The 20202-nt window shown below is 66.0% G+C and carries 23 protein-coding genes; 1 reads left to right on the forward strand and 22 read right to left on the reverse strand.

Annotated elements, in window-relative coordinates; genetic code table 11:
* Positions 1-178: 178 nt before the first annotated feature.
* The 22 genes from murA to rpmE all read right to left on the reverse strand — a co-directional run bounded on the left by murA (position 179) and on the right by rpmE (position 19463).
* Complete coding sequence (gene murA / locus K7711_RS45030; protein ID WP_040819763.1) at positions 179-1441, reverse strand: UDP-N-acetylglucosamine 1-carboxyvinyltransferase; 1263 nt, start codon at positions 1439-1441, stop codon at positions 179-181.
* 74 nt (positions 1442-1515) lie between these two features.
* Entirely contained in the window at positions 1516-2133 is a 618-nt protein-coding gene (locus K7711_RS45035) for a cob(I)yrinic acid a,c-diamide adenosyltransferase (RefSeq protein ID WP_222978974.1), read from the reverse strand.
* An 81-nt stretch (positions 2134-2214) separates the two neighbouring features.
* Positions 2215-2634, reverse strand: coding sequence for a DUF2550 domain-containing protein (locus K7711_RS45040; protein ID WP_222978976.1), 420 nt, complete (start codon positions 2632-2634; stop codon positions 2215-2217).
* Positions 2635-2937: 303 nt separating this feature from the next.
* The gene (locus tag K7711_RS45045) at positions 2938-3594 is read right to left on the reverse strand and encodes an MspA family porin (RefSeq protein WP_308015227.1); all 657 of its coding nucleotides are present in this window, start codon (positions 3592-3594) and stop codon (positions 2938-2940) included.
* 62 nt (positions 3595-3656) lie between these two features.
* The gene (locus K7711_RS45050) at positions 3657-4202 is read right to left on the reverse strand and encodes an MspA family porin (protein WP_308015228.1); all 546 of its coding nucleotides are present in this window, start codon (positions 4200-4202) and stop codon (positions 3657-3659) included.
* Positions 4203-4587: 385 nt separating this feature from the next.
* Positions 4588-4965, reverse strand: coding sequence for a F0F1 ATP synthase subunit epsilon (locus tag K7711_RS45055; protein WP_040819758.1), 378 nt, complete (start codon positions 4963-4965; stop codon positions 4588-4590).
* 6 nt (positions 4966-4971) lie between these two features.
* A complete protein-coding gene (gene atpD / locus K7711_RS45060) occupies positions 4972-6420 on the reverse strand; it encodes a F0F1 ATP synthase subunit beta (RefSeq protein WP_040819757.1) in 1449 nt (482 codons plus the stop codon).
* Positions 6421-6448: 28 nt separating this feature from the next.
* Positions 6449-7420, reverse strand: a complete 972-nt coding sequence (locus K7711_RS45065; protein WP_222978980.1) for a F0F1 ATP synthase subunit gamma — start codon at positions 7418-7420, stop codon at positions 6449-6451.
* 108 nt (positions 7421-7528) lie between these two features.
* The gene (gene atpA / locus K7711_RS45070; RefSeq protein ID WP_222978981.1) at positions 7529-9166 is read right to left on the reverse strand and encodes a F0F1 ATP synthase subunit alpha; all 1638 of its coding nucleotides are present in this window, start codon (positions 9164-9166) and stop codon (positions 7529-7531) included.
* Between the two features lie 66 nt (positions 9167-9232).
* Complete coding sequence (locus tag K7711_RS45075; protein ID WP_222978984.1) at positions 9233-10042, reverse strand: F0F1 ATP synthase subunit delta; 810 nt, start codon at positions 10040-10042, stop codon at positions 9233-9235.
* Between the two features lie 177 nt (positions 10043-10219).
* Entirely contained in the window at positions 10220-10777 is a 558-nt protein-coding gene (locus K7711_RS45080) for a F0F1 ATP synthase subunit B (protein WP_222978987.1), read from the reverse strand.
* A gap of 5 nt (positions 10778-10782) precedes the next feature.
* Positions 10783-11031, reverse strand: coding sequence for an ATP synthase F0 subunit C (locus tag K7711_RS45085; RefSeq protein WP_067679075.1), 249 nt, complete (start codon positions 11029-11031; stop codon positions 10783-10785).
* Positions 11032-11116: 85 nt separating this feature from the next.
* Positions 11117-11893, reverse strand: a complete 777-nt coding sequence (gene atpB, locus K7711_RS45090) for a F0F1 ATP synthase subunit A (RefSeq protein WP_222979063.1) — start codon at positions 11891-11893, stop codon at positions 11117-11119.
* Positions 11894-12210: 317 nt separating this feature from the next.
* Positions 12211-12663: a Cg1360 family ATP-synthase-associated protein gene (locus K7711_RS45095; RefSeq protein ID WP_222978989.1), complete on the reverse strand. Its 453-nt coding sequence runs from the start codon at positions 12661-12663 to the stop codon at positions 12211-12213.
* A gap of 11 nt (positions 12664-12674) precedes the next feature.
* Complete coding sequence (locus K7711_RS45100) at positions 12675-13886, reverse strand: MraY family glycosyltransferase (protein ID WP_222978991.1); 1212 nt, start codon at positions 13884-13886, stop codon at positions 12675-12677.
* 11 nt (positions 13887-13897) lie between these two features.
* Positions 13898-14563 carry an L-threonylcarbamoyladenylate synthase gene (locus K7711_RS45105; RefSeq protein ID WP_222978996.1) on the reverse strand — a complete coding sequence of 222 codons (666 nt, stop codon included), beginning with the start codon at positions 14561-14563 and terminating at the stop codon, positions 13898-13900.
* A gap of 93 nt (positions 14564-14656) precedes the next feature.
* Entirely contained in the window at positions 14657-15448 is a 792-nt protein-coding gene (locus tag K7711_RS45110; RefSeq protein ID WP_235748807.1) for an ABC transporter permease, read from the reverse strand.
* A 10-nt stretch (positions 15449-15458) separates the two neighbouring features.
* Positions 15459-16298 (reverse strand): ATP-binding cassette domain-containing protein, encoded by an 840-nt coding sequence (locus K7711_RS45115; protein ID WP_222978998.1) that lies wholly within the window; start codon positions 16296-16298, stop codon positions 15459-15461.
* A gap of 73 nt (positions 16299-16371) precedes the next feature.
* Positions 16372-16863 carry a MarR family winged helix-turn-helix transcriptional regulator gene (locus K7711_RS45120; RefSeq protein ID WP_308015230.1) on the reverse strand — a complete coding sequence of 164 codons (492 nt, stop codon included), beginning with the start codon at positions 16861-16863 and terminating at the stop codon, positions 16372-16374.
* A gap of 88 nt (positions 16864-16951) precedes the next feature.
* Entirely contained in the window at positions 16952-17830 is an 879-nt protein-coding gene (prmC, locus tag K7711_RS45125; RefSeq protein WP_222978999.1) for a peptide chain release factor N(5)-glutamine methyltransferase, read from the reverse strand.
* Between the two features lie 205 nt (positions 17831-18035).
* Positions 18036-19115, reverse strand: coding sequence for a peptide chain release factor 1 (prfA, locus tag K7711_RS45130; RefSeq protein WP_222979001.1), 1080 nt, complete (start codon positions 19113-19115; stop codon positions 18036-18038).
* Between the two features lie 117 nt (positions 19116-19232).
* The gene (gene rpmE, locus K7711_RS45135; protein ID WP_222979003.1) at positions 19233-19463 is read right to left on the reverse strand and encodes a 50S ribosomal protein L31; all 231 of its coding nucleotides are present in this window, start codon (positions 19461-19463) and stop codon (positions 19233-19235) included.
* 453 nt (positions 19464-19916) lie between these two features.
* On the opposite strand from rpmE, the gene K7711_RS45140 reads away from it, so the two are divergent.
* Positions 19917-20147 carry a hypothetical protein gene (locus K7711_RS45140; RefSeq protein WP_222979004.1) on the forward strand — a complete coding sequence of 77 codons (231 nt, stop codon included), beginning with the start codon at positions 19917-19919 and terminating at the stop codon, positions 20145-20147.
* Positions 20148-20202: the final 55 nt, after the last annotated feature.

Below are 20202 nucleotides of genomic sequence, written 5' to 3' on the forward strand. Positions count from 1 at the left end.
ACAGCTTAGCTCAATCCGAGCGGCGAAACCAAATCCGCACTCTCGGTTGATCCAGTGTGATCGCCAGGCGCTCTGCGTCCAACCTCGTGTCCCGGGCCCTTCGGCTCCGGGTCGGTGTCCGTGTCGCTCTGACCTGGAATAAGTTACGTGCTGCCGTTCACCATGTCAAATCGCCTGGTCAGGAACGGTTTCCGACGCGCTCCACATCGGCGCCGAGCGAACGCAGGTTCTCCACGAACTTCGGATAGCCCCGATCGATGTGGAAGACGTCGTGCACCTCGGTGACGCCGTCGGCGACCAGACCCGCGAGCACCAGACCCGCGCCGGCCCGGATGTCCGAGGACCACACCGGTGCACTCGACAACCGCGGAATCCCGCGGACGACAGCATGGTGACCATCGGTTCGGGCGTCGGCGCCGAGCCGGATCATCTCCTCGACGAAACGGAACCTCGCCTCGAAGACGTTCTCGGTGATCATCGAGGTGCCATCGGCGATCGCGGCCAGGCCGATGGCCATCGGCTGCAGGTCGGTCGGGAAACCCGGAAAGGGCAGGGTCGCGAAGTTCACCGCTCGCGGCCGCTCGGGCTGTACCACGCGAAAACCGTCAGGTTCGAACGAGATTCGCGCACCCGCCGAGCGCAGCTTGTCCAGCACCAGGGACAGGTGCTTGGGATTGATCCCCTGGACACGCACATCACCCAGCGTCATCGCCGCGGCGATTCCCCAGGTCGCGGCCACGATTCGGTCACCGATCACCTGATGGGTCGTCGGCGAGAGCTTGCGCACTCCCTCGATGGTGAGCACCGAGGTGCCCGCACCCCCGATCCGCGCACCCATCCTGGTCAGCATCGTGCACAGGTCGACGATGTCCGGCTCGCGGGCGGCGTTGTCGATGACGGTCTCGCCCTCGGCGAGCACCGCGGCCATCAGGATGTTCTCGGTCGCACCGACCGAGGGGAAGTCCAGCCGGATCCGGGCGCCCTGCAACTCGTCGGCGCGGGCGACCACGCAGCCGTGCTCGATCTCGCTGGTCGCGCCGAGCAGACGCAGACCCGTCTGATGCATGTCCAGCGGTCGCGAACCGATCGCATCACCGCCGGGCAGTGCGACGACGGCCCGGCGGCATCGCGCCATCAGCGGTCCCAACACGCAAACCGAGGCGCGGAACTGGGTGACCGCGGGGAAATCGGCGTGGTACTTCGGCTCGGCAGGAGTGTCGATGGTGACGACGGATCCGTCGACGGTCACATCGCAGCCCAGGCCACGCAACACCTCGGCCATCAACGGCACATCGAGGATGTCGGGGCAGTTCGTGATCGTCGTCGTGCCCTCGGCGAGCAGCGCGGCGGCCATCAGCTTCAGGACGCTGTTCTTGGCGCCGCCGACCTCGACCTCACCGACGAGCCGACTGCCTCCCGTCACCAGAAACCGTTCACTCACAGCGCCCCCTCGACGGGGCCGGCCTGCGCATGCGTGCCGCACGCTGTGTCGGTGGTTGACTCACGGGGGCCAGCCTAACGGGCAGGACCATCGATCGTGGCCTCTCCGTCGGTCTCCGATTGCCCGGCGGCGCCAGGACGCCACAGGATGTCGCCCTCCGGGTTGGCCACCCTGCCGAGGATGAACAACAGATCCGACAACCGATTCAGGTATTTCGCCGGCAGCACACTGATGTCGTCGGGGTGCGCCTGCACCGCCGACCATGCCGCGCGCTCGGCTCGGCGCACCACCGTCCGAGCGGTGTGCAGCAGCGCCGCCAACGGCGTGCCACCAGGCAGGATGAACGAATTCAACGGCGCCAGTTCGGAATTGAACTCGTCGCAGTAGCGCTCGAGTCGATCGATGTAGGACTGGGTGATGCGCAGCGGCGGATATTTCGGATCTGGCACCACGGGGGTGGACAGGTCCGCGCCCGCGTCGAACAGGTCGTTCTGCACCTGACGCAGCACCTCGGTAATCACCGGTTCGGGCTGTCCCAGCGCAATTGCGACACCGATCGCGGCATTGGCCTCATCACAGTCGGCGTAGGCGACCAGCCGGGGATCGGTCTTGTCGACCCGCGAGAAATCGCTCAATCCGGTGGTGCCGTCGTCGCCGGTACGCGTATAGATTCGCGTCAAGTGCACACTCATGCTCCCCCGCCTCTCCGGGTGTTCTGGCCGACCATTGGTTGTCCGGGCTCGGTACCGACCGGGCAGCCGGTACATCTTCCACTATCCCGGACGACGTCGAATTCGTTCGGACGGACGGGACTCCACCCAGGACAGGAACGCCGCGAGCGCGCCGCGATCCAGCGCGAGCTCGTAGCTGCCGTCACCGTCGGAGACCGCGATCACGATGATGTCGTCGGTCATGATGTCGTACTCGTCGCCGAGCGGACCACGTCGATCGACCACCTCGATACCGAGGCGCCGGATCGTGGAGTCCGCACCGAATCTCAGGCTGGTCAGCTTGTAGAAGACCAGCTGATCCTCGCCGTACCGGATCAGGCCGTGTCGCCAACCCTGACCGCCTTTGGCCGGGAGCACTCGCAGGATCGCCGCAGTTCCGCCGCGACGCAGCATCAGCAGCCGATAGAGCGAGGCCAGCCCCAGACCGACAAGCACCAACACCAGAATGATCAGTAACGCCATTCCGGTCCGCAATCCAGGTCCGTCCCTTCGCTCTGCCCCTGATGCCGGTGCGAGTGGCGTGCCATCCCGTACAACGTCACTGTGTGGGCGAGTCTACAAACAACCTCGCACCGGAAATCGGCCGGTACACCCCAGTTGTGGGCCCCCTCCCGCAGGTCCCGGAACGAATCCGCCACACTCGCGAAAGACTCACGCGCGCAAGGTGATCCGATACCCATCCGAGGAAGACGGCGACCGGGTCGCCGGCGCACACGCACCGGAACCCGGTCGCCCGCCGATATCCACGGGACCCGCCCGAACGACTCAGCCCATGCTGAACGGCGCTCCCCACACCGAGATGATGCTCTCCCCCGCCTTGGTCGAGACGTCGGCGAAGGTGAACGCGCGAGCCTGCGCATAGCCACCACAACCGTCGACCGCGAAGGTCTCGTCGGTCCAGCTGACGCTGGCGTGCGGGCCGTTCACCGTGGGGTGCGCCTTGTGGATCTCGTTGCCGTAATCGTCCGGCTGCTCGATGTCGAGCAGATATTTCGTCACGGCCTGACCGGGTGCGACGGTCAACGTCTCGGTGGTGCCAACGGACGGCAACGCGGGAGCGATCCCGGTGTTGCTGACCGTCGGGCTCTCGGAATCGGACTCGTCGGTGCCCAGCGATCCGATGTTCACCTGACATCCGACGACATATCCCGGGTTGAGCTGAATGGACGCCGAGGACGCACCGGGTCCGGACACGTCGACGACCACCCGCGCGGAGGCCCACACGTTGCGATGCAACGGCGTCGCCCCCATCGAACCGTTGATCTTGGCCGACTGGTTCAACAGGGACATGCGCACGACGGTGCCGTCACCGAGGGTGCGGGTGATCACGGTGTTCGGCTGTTTCATGAACGCGTCGGCATTCGCCGCACCCGACGAGGACAGCCCCAGACCGACGGTCACCGCCGCCAGCAGACCGATCACGCGGCCACGTCGCACAGATTTACCGCACATCATGTGTTTCCCTTCCGATCGTGACGGTGTGATCAGCCGATGCTGAACGGCTGGCCGTAGAGGGTGACCTTGTGATAGTCGGGACCGATGACCTCGACGACCGCGAACTGGCGGGCCTGCGCGTATCCGGCGCACCCCTGCACATCCATCGGAACATCCTGGTAATTCAGGAAATACCGACCGGATCTGGTCATGTCCTTGTTATCGATCTGCACCCACTTCACCTCGCCGGGACTGATCGGGAAGGACAGACCGGCGGCGATCGTCGGCGACGTGGACAGCGTCGCTCCCAGGGACGGACCGAACGATCCCAGTGCCACCTGACATCCGACGAGGTAGCCGACTGTGAGTCCGGATGCGCCGTGCGTCGAGGAGTCGTTGGTGCCCGCGTTGTTCTGTGCACCGTTGTTCGGGCCGACCACGCCGTCGGGAGTCTGGATGTCGACCGTCACATCACCGCTGACCCACGTGGTGCGCCCGGCGCCGTTGGCTGCCAGGGACGGTGAAACCACCGCGTGCTCACCGGTACTGGTGATTTTCACTCCGGGGCCTTCGATATGGCCCTTGGGCAACGGCACGAACGTGTCCGCTCGCGCGGCGCCCGGAGACCAGAGACCGATTGCCGTAATAACCGCTCCCATTCCCACCGCGATACGCGTTAGCCAGGAACGATTACTTGCCGAATACTTGCTCATTCACTCCTCGCATCCTCATCGCGAGGCCGCAATAGTCCAGAACCTCGCGGCCACGCTGCGCCAATCAGTTGGGTGATCAGGTGAAGCTGAAGTATTGCTGGGAGTTAAATTACACGAGTGTCAGTAGGGCTACAATTCGGGTACCGGCACACTGGCAAGCGCCGGAACAAACCTGGAAAAGGTTGTCCCGAATAAAAACCGAGCGGCGGTCCGGAAATGTCCGGACCGCCGCTCGGTTTGTCGAATTCTATTGTCGCTGAGGAACTTTTCAGGGGCGAGCGCTGAGCTCCGCCGCTCGCAGACGACCTTCCGCAGCGTTCTTGTCCCGTTCGGAGGCATTCGGGTCGGCGATGACCGCACGCGCGGCCTCGACGTCCACATCGTCCGCGAAATCCGCCGTCTCGGCCAGGATTCGCACGGTCGCCCCCGTCACGGAGAAGAACCCGCCGTTCACCGCGGCGACGATGCGCTCACCCTCGGTACCGACGATGGTCACGATGCCGCCCTCGACCAACTGGCCCAGAACCGGCTCGTGGCCGTGCAGAATACCGATCTGCCCTTCGGTGGTCTGGGCGCTGACGAAACTCGCCTGTCCCGACCACAGCCGTCGCTCGATGGATACCAGATCCACTGACATATCCGCCATGATGGGCTACTTCCCGGCGATCTTCTTCGCAGCCGCCTCGACGTCGTCCAGGCCACCGCAGGAGTTGAACGCCTGCTCGGGGAAGTGGTCGAACTCGCCCTTGCAGACGCGTTCGAAGTCGTCGATGGTCTGCTCCAGCGGCACGACCGAACCCACCTGACCGGTGAACTTCTCGGCCACGATGAAGTTCTGACCCAGGAACTTCTCCAGGCGACGGGCGCGGCCGACGAGGACCTTGTCCTCCTCGGACAGCTCGTCCATACCCAGGATGGCGATGATGTCCTGAAGTTCCTTGTACTTCTGCAGGATCCGCTTGACCTCGTTGGCCACCGCGAAGTGCCGGTCACCCAGGATCGAGGCCTCCAGAATGCGGGAGGTCGAGGTCAGCGGGTCGACGGCCGGGTAGATACCCTTCTGCGAAATCGGGCGGGAAAGCTCGGTGGTCGCATCCAGGTGGGCGAAGGTGGTCGCCGGCGCCGGGTCGGTGTAGTCGTCGGCGGGAACGTAGATCGCCTGCATCGAGGTGATCGAACGACCACGCGTCGAGGTGATGCGCTCCTGCAGCTGACCCATCTCGTCGGCCAGGGTCGGCTGGTAACCGACGGCCGAAGGCATGCGGCCCAGCAGGGTCGAGACCTCGGAACCGGCCTGGGTGAAGCGGAAGATGTTGTCGATGAACAGCAGCACGTCCTGGTTCTGCACATCGCGGAAGTACTCCGCCATGGTCAGCGCCGAGAGGGCCACGCGCATACGGGTGCCGGGCGGCTCGTCCATCTGACCGAACACCAGGGCGGTGTCGGGCAGCACGCCCATCTCTTCCATTTCCAGGTGCAGGTCGGTGCCCTCACGGGTGCGCTCGCCGACGCCGGCGAACACGGAGGTACCGGAGAACTCCCGCGCGATACGGGTGATCATCTCCTGGATCAGAACGGTCTTGCCGACACCGGCACCACCGAACAGGCCGATCTTGCCGCCCTTCACGTACGGGGTCAGCAGGTCGATGACCTTGATGCCGGTCTCCAGGATCTCGGTCTTACCCTCGAGCTGGTCGAACGGCGGCGGCTCGCGGTGGATGCCCCACTGCTCGCCGTCGCGGCCCAGGCCGGGGGTGTCCAGGCAGTCGCCGAGGGCGTTGAAGACGTGGCCCTTGACCACGTCGCCGACCGGCACCGAGATCGGCTTGCCGGTGTCCTCGACGGGCACGCCGCGGACCAGGCCGTCGGTGGGCTGCATCGAAATGGTGCGAACGATGTTGTCGCCCAAGTGCTGCGCGACCTCGAGGGTCAGCGTCTTGGCCACCGAAGGCAGGGTGACCTGCGCGTGCAGGGCGTTGTAGAGCTCGGGGATCGAACCCCGCGGGAACTCGACGTCGACGACGGGGCCGATGACGCGGGCGACGCGGCCTGTACCAGCGCCTGCCCGGCTCGTGTTCTCTTGAGTGACAGCTGCGGTCATTGTTCTCTTTCTGGGGTGGGCAGGTGGGCTAGTCGCGATCCGACGCCGCCGCCAGCGCGTTCGCGCCACCGACGATTTCGCTGATTTCCTGCGTGATGTTGGCCTGCCGGATCGAGTTCGCCTGCCGGGTCAGGTTGTTGACCAGGTCGTTGGCGTTATCGGTGGCAGCCTTCATCGCGGTGCGGCGCGCGGCCGACTCCGAGGCCGCGGCTTCGAGCAACGACGAGTAGATGCGGGTGTTGATGTACTTCGGCAGCAGTGCGCCGAGCAACTTGTCCGCATCGGGCTCGAACTCGTACAGCGAGGAAATCTGCGCGGTCGGCGAATCGGACATCATGTCCTCGCCGAGGTCGTAGCTCTCCTCGATGATGTCCACGTGGATCGGCGCGAGCCGACGCACTTCGGGCGTCTGCGACAGCATCGACACGAACCGGGTGTACACGATGTGCAACTCGTCCACACCGGCGATGGTGCCCTGGCCGTTCGGCGCGGGCACCTCCCCCTCGCCGCCCGCCATGAACGCGTCCACCAGGTGGTTGCACGCGGAGGAGGCGTCGGTGTAGTGCGGCTGCTGGGAGAACCCGGTCCACGAACCGATCGGGCGGCGGTTGCGGAAGGTGTAGTAGGACAAACCCTTCGCACCCATCACGTAGATCACCGGCTCCTTGCCCTCGGAGCGCAGCGTCGTCATGAGTTCCTCGGCGCGCTTGAGCACGTTCGAGTTGTACCCACCGCACATACCGCGGTCACTGGTGATCACCAGGATGGCGGCCCGAGTGGGCTCGGCCCGCTCGGTCAGCAGCGGATGCGAGAGATTCTGCGAGGCGCCGGCGAGTTCGCCGAGCACCTTGGTGATCTCCTCCGCGTACGGCTTGGCCGCGGCGACCCGGGCCTGCGCCCGGCTGATCCGCGAGGTGGCGATCAGCTCCTGGGCCTTGGTGATCTTCTTGATCGAACTCACACTACGAATGCGGGAGCGCAATTCGCGAATATTGGCCATCAGCTATTCACTCCCTTCATTCGGTGTCCGGAGGCGGTACGAGCGGCTGCGGGAGTACGCAGGTCGCTCGCACCGCGGTTGTCCGACAATCGCATGGGCTGCTCGCGTTTACTTCTCGACGTGCTTGCGGTGGACGGCCACGGACTCGACCTCTTCGTGGTCCAGCTGACCGGCCTCGGCCTCGTTCACCACGCGGCTGCCGTCGGCGGCGATGAAGCCCTGCTTGAACTTGTCGGTCTCGGCCTTGAACAGATCGGCGGCCTCGCCCTCGATCTTCTTGCCGCCCTCGATCGCCTTGAATCCTGCGGCCGCGCTGCGGTGCAGGCTCTCGAGCAGCTCGGAGTTGAACCGACGGACGTCGCCGACCGGAACCGTGTCGTAGTAGCCGGCGTCGACCAGGAAGATCGAGACGATCTGGTCCTCGACCTTGACCGGGGTGTACTGGTCCTGCTTGAGCAGCTCGACCCAGCGCGCACCGCGCTCGAGCTGCGCCAGCGAGGCGGCGTCCAGATCGGAGGCGAAGGCGGAGAACGCCTCCAGCTCGCGGTACTGGGCCAGCTCCAGACGCAGCGAACCGGCGACCTGCTTCATACCCTTGGTCTGCGCGGCGCCACCGACACGGGAGACGGAGGTACCGACGTTGATCGCCGGGCGAACACCCTTGTTGAACAGGTCCGACTCCAGGAAGACCTGGCCGTCGGTGATGGAGATGACGTTGGTCGGGATGAACGCCGAGACGTCACCGGCCTTGGTCTCGATGATCGGCAGACCCGTCATCGAGCCCGAGCCCATCTCGTCCGACAGCTTCGCGCAACGCTCCAGCAGACGCGAGTGCAGGTAGAACACGTCACCCGGGTACGCCTCGCGGCCCGGCGGGCGACGCAGCAGCAGCGAGATCGCGCGGTACGCCTCGGCCTGCTTGGACAGGTCGTCGAACACGATCAGCACGTGCTTGCCCTGATACATCCAGTGCTGGCCGATGGCCGAACCGGTGTACGGCGCAAGCCATTTGAAGCCGGCGGAGTCCGATGCGGGCGCCGCGACGATGGTGGTGTACTCCATCGCGCCGTGCGCCTCCAGCGCGGCCTTCACGCCCGCGATGGTGGAACCCTTCTGACCGATGGCGACGTAGATGCAACGCATCTGCTTGGCCGGGTCGCCCGACTCCCAGTTCGCCTTCTGGTTCAGGATGGCGTCGATGCAGACCGCGGTCTTGCCGGTCTTGCGGTCGCCGATGACCAGCTGACGCTGGCCGCGGCCGATGGCGGTCAGCGCGTCGATGGCGGTGATGCCGGTCGCCATCGGCTCGCCGACGGGCTGACGCTCGAGCACCGAGGCGGCCTGCAGTTCGAGCACGCGACGGTCGTCGGCCTCGATGTCGCCCAGGCCGTCGATCGGCGCGCCGAGCGGGTCGACCACGCGGCCGAGGAATTTGTCGCCGACCGGCACCGACAGCACGTCGCCGGTGCGCCGGACGGTCTGGCCTTCCTCGATGGAGTCGAACTCACCCAGGATGACCGCACCGATCTCGGTGTCCTCCAGGTTCAGCGCGACGCCCTGCACACCACCCGGGAATTCGAGCAGCTCGTTGGCCATCGCCGAAGGCAGGCCACTGACGTGGGCGATACCGTCGCTCGTGTCGGTGACCGTGCCGACCTCCTCGATGGAGGTCTCGGGGGTGTATGCCTGGGTGTAGCTCTGGATCGCGCTACGGATCTCATCGGGGGAGATCGTCAGCTCCGCCATGTTCTTCCTGCTCTCGCTGTCTGGTCTCGAATGTCGGGGTGGGGTGGCCGCCGGTCGGCCGTTCGCCTAGGTGAGCGACTGGCGCAGCCGCTGGAGCCGGCCCACGGCACTGCCGTCGATCACATCGTCGCCGACGTGCACGACGACACCGGCCAGAAGGCTCGGATCGACCTGCACATGCACCGTGATCGGCTTGTCGTAGATGCGCTGCAGCGAGGCCGCCAATTGCTCGCGCTGCTGCGGCGTCAGTTCCGTCGCCGCACGCACATGGGCCACGATCTGCTTGCGCAGCGACGCGGCCAGATCGGACAACTCGTCGAAGACCACACCCACGTCACCGTGCGTGCGGCTGACCGCCTGCTCGGCCAGCTGCAGGGTGATGTCCTCGACCTTGCCGGTGAGCAGGCGCGCGACCAGCTCACGCTTGGCCTGCGCCGACTTACCGCGGTCGGCCAGTGCCTGCTCGAGATCCGGATTGTCCTCGACGACCCGGCCGAGCCGGAACAGCTCGTCCTCGACCGCGTCGATGCGCCCGCGATCGGCGGCCGCACGCAGCAGCGCCTCCCGGCCGAGCAGCACCAGCGTGTCGACCAGGTCCCGGCTACGGGACCAGTCCTGGGCAACGGCAGTGGTCAGCACGGCCTGCGTGGCCACGCTGATCTTGCCGCCGAACAGACGTTCGGCCAGTTCGGCGCGCGCCGAACTCGACACCGACTTGTCCGCGAGCGCAACACGCAGCGAGCGCTGGCCGTCGAGTACGTCGACCACGGCGAACAGTTCGGATCCCGTCGTGGCGGCGACGGTGTCACTCCCGGTGAGAGCGGCCGAAAGAGCTTCCCGTGCACGGGAATTCGCCTCGCGGCTCGCTGCGTACATGCTTCCCACTTTCACTGTGTTGGCTCCTGCCTGTGCGTGGCGACCCATGTGGTCGCACATCGCTGCCGCTTGTGGCTACCGACACGTTCAGGCTGTGTTGGATTATGCCTGTACGCGACAGCGAGCGAAATCACACCTCGCCATTGCCGCCGACCGCCGACCCACCCGGGCATTTCGCTACCGTCCAACCCCGATACCGGCCTGCAGATCCAATTCTGCAAGAAACCGGTCGATGGAGGCGGCCTGTTTGGCCTCATCGGCGACAGACTGTCCGATGATCTTCTCGGCGAGATCGACCGCGGTGTGGCCGAGTTCGGCACGAAGTTCGGTCACGATCTGCTGACGCTGGGCCTCGAGCTGCGTGTGGCCGGTGGCCACGATGCGGTCCGCCTCGGCCTGGGCCTCCGCACGCAACTGCGCGAGAATCTGCTGGCCCTGGGTGCGCGCCTCTTCACGAATGCGCGCGGCCTCGAGCCGGGCGTCGGCCAGTTGCTGCTGGTACTGCGCCAGCGTTTCCTGTGCCTGCGCCTGTGCGGTCTCGGCTTTCTCGAGCCCGCCCTCGATCTTCTCCGAACGCTCGTCCAGCACCTTGCTCAAGCGCGGGACGACGTACTTGTAGAAGACGACCGCGACGACGATGAAGACCACCGCCGACCAGAAGATGTCGTACGGCTCCGGCAGCAGCGGGTTCGGATCCGAACCGCTCTCGGCCGCGAGCAAAACCATCCCGTTCATGGCAATCAGAAGATGAAGCCGGCGACGAGACCGATGAGCGCCAGGGCCTCGGTGAACGCGATACCCAGGAACATGTTGGTCCGGATGGTGCCCTGCAGCTCGGGCTGGCGGGCGATGCCCTCGATCGCCTTACCGACGACGATGCCGACGCCGATACCCGGGCCGATGGCGGCCAGGCCGTAACCCACGGCGCCGTAGCCCTTCACCGTCTGGGTGTTCTCGGCGAGGGTGGTGGCCACGTTGGAGAGGCTCATGAGATTTCTTTCCCTTTCTGTTGCCCACACCGCAGGGTGTGTGGGTCAGTCGGTGTGCGGTTGTCTGTGGGCGCGTATGCGCGGGTCAGTGCGAATCGGCGTGCTGCGCCAGGCCGATGTACACGGCTGTCAGCAGCGCGAAAACGTAGGCCTGCAGGAAAATCACCAGCATCTCGAACAGCGTGAACGCGAATCCGCCGGCCAGCGAGAACGGGGACAGGCCCTTCATCCAGGCGGCGCCGTCGAACAGGAAGAACTGCGTGGCGCTGAAGAACAACACCAGCATGATGTGTCCGGCCAGCATGTTCGCCATGAGTCGCACGGTGAGCGTGAACGGGCGCAGGACGAAGGTCGAGATGAACTCGATCGGAATCAGCAGCACGTGCATCGCGGGCGGCACATTGGGCACCACGATGGACGAGCGCATGTACTTCCAGAAGCCGTACTTCTTGATGCCGATGTAGTTGAACGCGACGTACGCGACAATCGCCAGCACCAGCGGCATACCGATCCGCGCGTTCGAGGAGATGTTCAGGAACGGAATGATGCTGGAGAAGTTCAGGAACAGGATGGCGAAGAAGATCGACGCGATCAGCGGGAAGAACTTCTTGCCGGTTTCCTTGCCCAGTACCTCGAAGCAGATCTGCTCGCGCACGAATACGAGACCGTATTCGGCGACGTTCTGCAGGCCGCGCGGTACGAGTTTGGGGCTGCGGAACGCCAGCGCCATGAAGGCGATCAGCACCGCGGCCATGACGATGCGGATCAGCATCAAACGGTTGAGCTCGAAAGGGGTCCCGCCGAACAGCACCGCCGAAGGGAAAAAGTCGGACAGCGAGGGCGCATGGAACTCGCCCGCCAGAATGGTGACGCTCAGCGTTCTCTCCCGTGTTCGGGCCGCAGGATGTAAGGGTCTCCCGCGGTTCGATCGGACATTGACGATCAGGTGGGTCGACAAGGGTCGGCTCGAAGTTCGTCAGCAGCTGAGGCGGGAAGGAACCCGCTCGAGGCGTCTGTACGTCGGCGACATCGTCGACGGTGCAGAGCCGAACCCCCTCAGGTCCGGCACGGCTGCAAGCATACCGTCAGTGACCGGATCGCAATGATCGCCCCCACTGATCGGATGCTTACGGTAAAGAGTTTACCAAGCCATCTACGACAACGTGTAGGGGGTCTCGCTCACAGTTTTGAATGATCTTGGTCGGATCCGTCGCCCGGCGGGGTGATGACCGGAACCCGTTGGCGCAGTACACCGTACGTCTCCGAGCCCAGCACGATGAGCAGCGCGCCCACGACGGTCAGGAACAACGCCATCCGACTGTAGAAGTCGAAATGCTTCAGCACCGCGACGACGACCAGGACAACCAGAAGTTTGCCGACCCAGCTGCCCAGCATCACCATGCCCTGGATGCCGGACTCCAATTTCGCACTGAACAGCACCAGAGCGGCGGTGGTCAGGATGAAGAACCCGCCGATTGCCGAGCCGATCACCGCACCCCACAGTCCGGGCAGACCTGCGATGATCGTGGCCAGCACGCACGAAATCACCACCAGCGCGATCAATCCGGCGATGCCGTAGCGCAGCGCCGCCCGCAGCGGGGCGTCGGGATGGGAATGCGAAGCCGTGGTCACGGTGCGTGAGTTTACTCGCCGCTTACTTCCGGCCCGTTCGGCGTCGGATTGCCCGACTCCGAGCTCGAACCGGACCGACCGCGCTTGCGTATCCCCACCGCCTCGCGCAGCGACGGCACCGCGGTGAGCACCAGCGCGCACACCAGACCGGCCGCGAACAGCAACACCACCAGCCGTCGATCGATCAGCGAGGAGCCGACCGCGCCGAAGGCCAGCACGCCGACCCACAGGTAGATCGTCAGCACGACGCGACGCTGGGAATGCCCGATCTGCAGCAGCCGGTGATGCAGGTGCATCTTGTCCGGTGTGGAGAAGCTCACTCCCGCGCGCACCCGGCGCACGATCGCCATCACCAGATCCAGCACCGGAATGAACATCACCGCACCCACCAGCAGCAGCGGTGACAGCAGACCGACGATGTCGCGGGCGCCGTATCCGGTCAGCGGAATCCGGCCCGAGGCGCCGGTGGAGACCGCCGCCAACATGAGCCCGATCAGCATCGATCCCGAATCGCCCATGAATATCCGGGCGGGCTGGAAATTGTGCGGCAGGAATCCCAGGCAGCCACCCGCGATCGCGGCGGCCAGCATCGCCGGCGGATACCCGTCCGTGGCGCCGCCCTGCTGATACAGCAGCCCGGCCGCGAAGACGAAGACCGCGAGCGCGGCGATCACGCCCAGACCACCGGCCAGACCGTCGAGGCCGTCGACGAAGTTCCACGCGTTGATCATGGTGACGGTGATGATCACCGTCACCGCGCCGCCGTACAGCTGATCCAGCACCACCGTGGTGTTGGTGAACGGGTTGTAGATCGCCACCCAGCTCAGACCCATCACCGCCATCACACAGGCGGCGGTGATCTGGCCGACGAATTTGGTCAGCGCATCCAGACCCCAGCGGTCATCGATGATGCCGACCAGCACGATGAGGGTGCCCGCGACCATCACCGCGGGGACGTCGTGCGGATAGTCGAAGCCCCGCCGCAGCGCGGGCAGCTGATGGGCGAACAGCACCGCGGCCACCACGCCCAGATAGATCCCGACCCCGCCCATCCGCGGGATCGGCTTGACGTGCACGTCACGTTCGCGCGGAATCGCCACCGCGCCGAACTTGATCGCCAGCACCCGAATACCACCGGTGGACAGCAGGGTCACCACCGTTGACACGAGCAGGACCAGCAGAAGCTCGCGCAGCGGAACGACCGCGCCCTGGCTGAATATCATCTACCAGGCCGTCACCGTGGCGCTCGGACCGTCAGGTCCCCCGGCGCTATGCCGAGCACCTCGCCCACCTGGTCGGCGCTCACCGCACCCTCGCGCAGAATGCGCGGACTGTCCGAGGTGAGGTCCACGATCGTCGAGGGAACGCCGTGATCGGCCGGTCCGCCATCCAGGTACACGCCTACCAGCTCGCCGAGCTGATCGCGCGCCTCCTGCACGGTCGAGGCCGCGGCCTGCCCGGAGACGTTGGCGCTGGACACCGCCAGCGGACCGACCTCCCGGAGCAGTTCCAGCGCCACCGGATGCAGCGGCATCCGCAGCATCACCGTGCCGCGGGCGTCGCCCAGGTCCCATGCCAGCGAAGGGGCTTGCTGCACAACCAGACTCAGCCCGCCCGGCCAGAACGCCCGGATCAGATCGCGGGCGTGCTGCGACACCGAGAACACCAGTCCGTCGATGGTGTTCCACGACCCCACCAGCACCGGCACCGGCATATCCCGGCCGCGGCGCTTGGCGGCCAGCAGGTCGGCGACGGCCCCGGAATCGAAGGCGTCTGCCGCCAGGCCGTACACGGTGTCGGTGGGGATGACCGCGAGCCGTCCGGATTTCAGCGTCGTCCGCGCGGCGGTCAGCCCGGCGGCACGTGAGTCGGGATCGGAGCAGTCGTAGACGATACTCACTCGGGAGAGTGTATTTGCTGGCGTGAAAGAAGGCGCGCCCGGCGCTGTCTTTTTGGCCTCCGCTCCGCTCCGGCGTGTTTCGGGTACCGCGAATCACCGCACCAGACGACCGAGAAGCGCAGAGGCGCAGACAATTCCGACGATTGCGGCGACGACGAGAACGCCCATGTCGAGCCATAGATGATCGGCTGCGCCGATGAGCAGGCCGCGCAGTGCGTCCACCTCGTAACTGAGCGGATTGACGTGACTGATCACACGCAACCAGCCCGGCATGAGATCGATCGGATACAGCGCGTTGGAGGCGAAGAACAGCGGCATGGTGATCGCCTGGCCGATACCCATCAGCCGGTCGCGTTTGGTCACCAGACCCGCGATGGACATCGACAGGCAGGCGAAGAAGGACGCACCCAGCACGACCGCGAGCACCGCGCCGAGCAGCTTCAGCGGATTCATCGTCAGGTGCACGCCCATCAGCAGCGACAGCACCACGATGATCAGCACCTGTGCCACCGAACGCACGCCGACCGCGAAGCATTTGCCGGTGATCAGCGCCGCACGCGGGGTCGGGGTGACCAGGAGTTTGTTCAGGATTCCGGCGTCGCGGTCCCAGATCAGCTGAATTCCGTACAGGATCGCGATGAACAGCGCCGACTGCGCGATGACGCCCGGGGCGAGGAAGTCCAGGTAGGGCAGCGAGCCGGTGGGGATGCTGTGCAGCCGGGAGAACGTGGTGCCGAAGATCAGCATCCACAGCGCGGGCTGCACCGCGCGCGTGAACAGTTCGGTGCGATCGTGGCGCAGTTTCTGCAACTCCACCAGCGCGAACGTCCCGATTCGCGAACTCAGTGCGACCGCGCGGCCGAAGCCGCGCGGAGCGTGGCGCAGCGGCGGGAATTCAGCCGGCACGTTGAGCGGTTCGGCGTGTGTTTCGGACACCGCGCAGCCCTCCCTCGGTATTCGAATCTTCATCCAGTCCGGCGCCGGCGTGATGCCGGAAGACGTCCTCGAGCGTGGCCTGCGGGCCGAGTGCGGCCTTCAGATCCGCCGGTGAACCGACCGCGCGCAGAATCCCCTTGTGCAGCAGGGCGATTCGATCGCACAGCACATCGGCCTCGGACATGTAGTGGGTGGTGAGCAGCACGGTCGTGCCGAAGTTGTGCCGCAGTTCGCGCACTCGCTCCCAGACGCTGTCCCGGGCGATCGGATCCAGGCCGACGGTCGGCTCGTCCAGGATCAGCAGGGCGGGCCGGTTGACCAGCGCCTGCGCCAGCTCCAGGCGACGCACCATACCGCCGGAGTAGCCCGCCGCCAGCCGATCGGCGACGTCGAGCAGATCCATCGCGGCCAGCACCTGTTCGACGCGTTCGGCGCGTTCGCGGCGCGGAACGTCGAACAGCCGCGCGAACCACGCGACGTTCTGCCGCCCGGTCAGCGCGGCCTCGATGGACAGCTGCTGCGGGACGTAGCCGAGGTTGTAGCGGATCGTGGTGTTGTCCCGGCCGACCTGCCGGCCGAACATGGCGACCCGGCCGTGCTGGATCGGCATGAGGGTGGTCAGCAATCGGATCGTGGTGGTCTTTCCCGCACCGTTGGGGCCGAGTAGACCGAAGACCTCGCCGCGTTCGATACGCAGATCCAGATCGTTCACAACGGTGTGTTCGCCGTAGCGATGCGTCAGGCCGACGCATTCCACGGCGGGGATATCACCGGGTGGCTCAACGGATTTCGCCGTCATCGCACTCCCCCGTTCTCGCTCGTGCCGAATACCCGTCCGCTGCACGCGGATTCGGACATTGCGGCGTGGTGTTTCAGCTGCGGTGTTCACGCTCGTGCAGCAGGTCGGTCAGCTTGTCGACCACGGCCAGGCCGCGAACCAGGTCCTCGCGTTCGCGTGCGGTGAGCTCGTCGAGTGCGGTACCGACGAGTTCGTGTCTGCGCCTCCGGGTTTCGTCCACCGAGCGCTGCACCTCCGGCGTCAGGCTCAACCGCAGCGCCCGGCGATCGTCCGGATCCTGTTCGCGCACCAGCAGATTCGCCTTGGCCAGTGCGCTGACGAAGGTCGAGACGCTGTTGGGCGCCAGGCCCAACTCCGCGGCGGCGGCCTTCACCGAGATCCCCGGATGCCGCGAGACGAGCCGGAGGAACTCCGCCTGCGCATCGCTGATCCCCGGCTGATCGAACGCCCGCCCGGCAAGCCTGCGCACCTGCCGCCGGAACCGCCCGAACACCCGCAACATGCCACCGACCAGCTCCGGAGAGTTCTCCGAAACCGTGGGGATACCTTCCCGAACCGTCTGCACCGGCTCAGATTACCTCTAAAGCAGAGCTATTTGCATCTGATTCAGAGCTATTTACCGGAAGTTCGGCTTTCGGTCGATCCCCTCGCGGTCAGTCCGCGGTGCGGCGGGCGGCGACGAAGCGGGGTCTGCCCACGAGATCGGGGTGTTCGACGATGGCGGTGAATCGGCCGGTGTCCGCGAACAGGGCGGCGACCTGGGAGCCGTTGGTGTCGTCGTGCTCGACCGCGGCCACGCCGTCCGCGCGCAGCAGTCGGGTGATGGTGCCGATCATGGGCGCGATGACGGACAGGCCGTCCGGGCCGCCGAACAGGGCCCGGTGGGGATCGTGGTCGGCGACCTCGGGGTCCAGGGTCGCGTCCTCGGGAATGTAGGGCGGATTGGCGACCAGGACGTCGACGCGATCGTTCAAGGGGGACAACACATTCGGATCGGTGACGTCACCGGCGTGCAGATGGATCGGAGTATCGCCGTCGGCGGCCTGCCGGTCGGCGTTGCGGCGCGCCCATTCGCGGGCCGCCGGATCGATCTCGACCGCGTACACCTGCGCGTCGGGGCGCGCATGCGCGATCGCCAGCGCCAGCGCGCCCGATCCCGTGCACAGATCCACCACGATCGGCGGATGCTCGTGTCCGGCCGCCTCGAGTTGAGCCAGCGCCCACGCGAACAGCAACTCGGTCTCCGGACGAGGGACGAACACTCCCGGGCCCACCGCCAGATCGATCTCGCCCATCGCGGCGACGCCCGTGAGATGTTGCAGCGGAACACGTTCCGCGCGCCGATCCACCAGCTTGCGGAATTCGACGAGCTGTTCGGCAGTCAGCATCGGCACCAGCGCCAGGCGCGAACGCTGCACGCCCAGCACATGCGCGGCGAGAAATTCGGCATCGGTGTGCGGACTGTGCACACCCGCCGCCTCCAACTGTCCGACCGCCTCGAGGACAGCCGGACGCAAACTGACCCGACTCACTGTGTCTTTGGCCTCCGCTTCGCTCCGGCGGGTTTTCGGCGACATAAGGCTCGTCGTTGCACGCTCGAGACTCGGGCTTCGCCCATGCGCTTCGAGCGTGCAACGACGAGCCGCGCCGAAAACCTTTGGGGTTGGCGTTTCCGGCCTGACAGTTCCGGCGTACAGAGACGCTTCGCCACGGGTACGTTCACCGGACGCTTCGGGCCTACTCTGCGGCCAGGCGGGCGGCGCGATCGGCCTCGCCTAGCGCGTCGAGCACTGCGTCGAGATCTCCGTCCAGCACCGCGTCCAGATTGTGTGCCTTGAAACCGATGCGGTGATCGGTGATCCGGTTCTCCGGGAAGTTGTAGGTGCGGATCCGCTCGGAGCGGTCCACGGTGCGAATCTGGCTGGCGCGGCCCGCGGCGGCCTCGGCGTCGGCCTGTTCCTCGGCCAGCAGTTGCAGCCGGGCCGCGAGCACCTGCATCGCGCGGATCTTGTTCTGCAGCTGGGAACGCTCGTTCTGGCAGGTCACCACGATGCCGGTGGGCAGGTGGGTGATGCGCACGGCCGAGTCGGTGGTGTTGACGCCCTGGCCGCCCTTACCGGAGGAACGGTAGACGTCGATGCGCAGGTCGCCCTCGTCGATCTGTACCTGTTCGACCTCGTCGGGTTCGGGATAGATCAGAATTCCGGCGGCCGAGGTGTGAATGCGGCCCTGTGATTCGGTCACCGGCACCCGCTGCACGCGGTGCACGCCGCCCTCGAACTTGAGCCGGGACCACACACCGTCGCGACTGGGCTCGCGACTCTTGATGGTGATCGTCGCTTCCTTGTAGCCGCCCAGATCGGACAGCGTGGCGTCGAGCACCTCGACCTTCCAGCCCCGGCGTTCCGCGTAGCGGATGTACATCCGGGCCAGATCCGAGGCGAACAGCGCCGATTCCTCGCCGCCCTCGCCGGATTTCACCTCGAGCACCACGTCGTCGGCGTCGTGCGGATCGCGCGGGGCGAGCAGGTCGGTGAGCGTCTTCTCCAGCTCCTGCACCTGATCTTCCAGATCCGGCACCTCGGCCGCGAAGGACGCGTCATCGGCCGCCAGCTCCCGCGCGGCGGTGAGATCCTCGCGCGCGGTCTGCAGTTTGGTGTGGGCGGACATGATCGGAGCCAGCTCGGCGAACCGCTTGCCCACGCGCCGGGCCTCGCCCGGGTTGTTGTGCAGCGCCGGATCGGACAGCTGCATCTCCAGCCCGGCATGTTCGGCCAGGATGTCGTCGATCGCGGACGGGGCCGTCACATCGGCCATCGCGGGAGCTCCTCTGTGCGATTCTCGTTCGGGCCGCGAACCCGCCGTAGCGGAGCGGAGGCCAAAAGCACCGACGCCCGACCTACGGGTTACGTAGGACGGGCGTCGGCTGGACAGCTACTCGGCGTCGGACTTCTTCGCAGCGCGCTTGCCGTAGCGGGCCTCGAAGCGAGCGACGCGGCCGCCGGTGTCGAGGATCTTCTGCTTGCCCGTGTAGAACGGGTGGCACTGCGAGCAGACCTCGACGTTGATCCGGCCCGAGTCCTTGGTGCTGCGGGTCTGGAAAGTGTTCCCACAACCGCAGACGACGGTCGTCTCCACGTACGTGGGGTGGATTCCTGCCTTCATGGATGTCCTTTCGATGGTCGCCGGGTCGCCCACAGAGATGAGGACGTGAACCGGAACCGACTAGGCATTGTTGCCAACGAATCAGTCTAAACGCCGATCCGCCCCGGTTTTGTTCCGGGCCGGGTCTGCCGGGCCGACTTCCCAAAACAGGGGGCAGGTATGTTTGTTCCCCTAGCGCTCCCCATGGTAAGCCCCAAGAAAGTACGGGCGCGCATATTCGCTGCTCTCGAGCCACGCTGAAGTCGGGTAGTCGGCTACTCGCGAATGCGAACAGCATTGTTCATAGAGTATCGCCAGGGGGCCGAGAACCGGCTAGGGACAGGAGGGAACGTAGTGAATCAGCACACCGCCCGGGGGGCTCGGGGGTCGCGGTCCCCCGGATCGGCGATCGGCCGTAGGGTTCGCGTCCTGCCGGGGGGTTGGCGCGCGGAACTCGTCGCCGGAGCCGTGTTGATGGTTTTGTTCGTGATGATCGCCGTCGGCTGGTGGGCCGCGCCCACGGATCGGGCCACCGCACTCCCCGCGCCCGGCACAACCGGAGATACCGAGCCCTACCAGTTCACTGCGACCGCGCTGCCGACCGGCGGCCTGGCCGCCGCCACCGCACTGATCATCGCCGGACTGATCATCGGTGCCGTGGTGGTCGGGCGAATCTTCTACTCCCCCAGCCGAAAACGCCGCTGAGGCCCTGCCACAGCAGGACCTCAGCGGGGTTGGCCTCCGGCGAGACACGGCTTCT

The organism is Nocardia coffeae, from assembly GCF_019890715.1.
Taxonomy (GTDB): domain Bacteria; phylum Actinomycetota; class Actinomycetes; order Mycobacteriales; family Mycobacteriaceae; genus Nocardia; species Nocardia jiangxiensis.

Excerpts from the sequence above, each read along its gene's own strand:
- K7711_RS45035 (WP_222978974.1), bottom strand. The coding sequence starts at position 2,133 with ATGAGTGTGCACTTGACGCGAATCTATACGCGTACCGGCGACGACGGC.
- K7711_RS45040 (WP_222978976.1), bottom strand. The coding sequence starts at position 2,634 with ATGGCGTTACTGATCATTCTGGTGTTGGTGCTTGTCGGTCTGGGGCTG.
- K7711_RS45055 (WP_040819758.1), bottom strand. The coding sequence starts at position 4,965 with ATGGCGGATATGTCAGTGGATCTGGTATCCATCGAGCGACGGCTGTGG.
- atpD (WP_040819757.1), bottom strand. The coding sequence starts at position 6,420 with ATGACCGCAGCTGTCACTCAAGAGAACACGAGCCGGGCAGGCGCTGGT.
- K7711_RS45065 (WP_222978980.1), bottom strand. The coding sequence starts at position 7,420 with ATGGCCAATATTCGCGAATTGCGCTCCCGCATTCGTAGTGTGAGTTCG.
- atpA (WP_222978981.1), bottom strand. The coding sequence starts at position 9,166 with ATGGCGGAGCTGACGATCTCCCCCGATGAGATCCGTAGCGCGATCCAG.
- K7711_RS45075 (WP_222978984.1), bottom strand. The coding sequence starts at position 10,042 with ATGTACGCAGCGAGCCGCGAGGCGAATTCCCGTGCACGGGAAGCTCTT.
- K7711_RS45080 (WP_222978987.1), bottom strand. The coding sequence starts at position 10,777 with ATGAACGGGATGGTTTTGCTCGCGGCCGAGAGCGGTTCGGATCCGAAC.
- K7711_RS45085 (WP_067679075.1), bottom strand. The coding sequence starts at position 11,031 with ATGAGCCTCTCCAACGTGGCCACCACCCTCGCCGAGAACACCCAGACG.
- K7711_RS45100 (WP_222978991.1), bottom strand. The coding sequence starts at position 13,886 with ATGATATTCAGCCAGGGCGCGGTCGTTCCGCTGCGCGAGCTTCTGCTG.
- K7711_RS45115 (WP_222978998.1), bottom strand. The coding sequence starts at position 16,298 with ATGACGGCGAAATCCGTTGAGCCACCCGGTGATATCCCCGCCGTGGAA.
- prfA (WP_222979001.1), bottom strand. The coding sequence starts at position 19,115 with ATGGCCGATGTGACGGCCCCGTCCGCGATCGACGACATCCTGGCCGAA.
- rpmE (WP_222979003.1), bottom strand. The coding sequence starts at position 19,463 with ATGAAGGCAGGAATCCACCCCACGTACGTGGAGACGACCGTCGTCTGC.
- K7711_RS45140 (WP_222979004.1), top strand. The coding sequence starts at position 19,917 with ATGGTTTTGTTCGTGATGATCGCCGTCGGCTGGTGGGCCGCGCCCACG.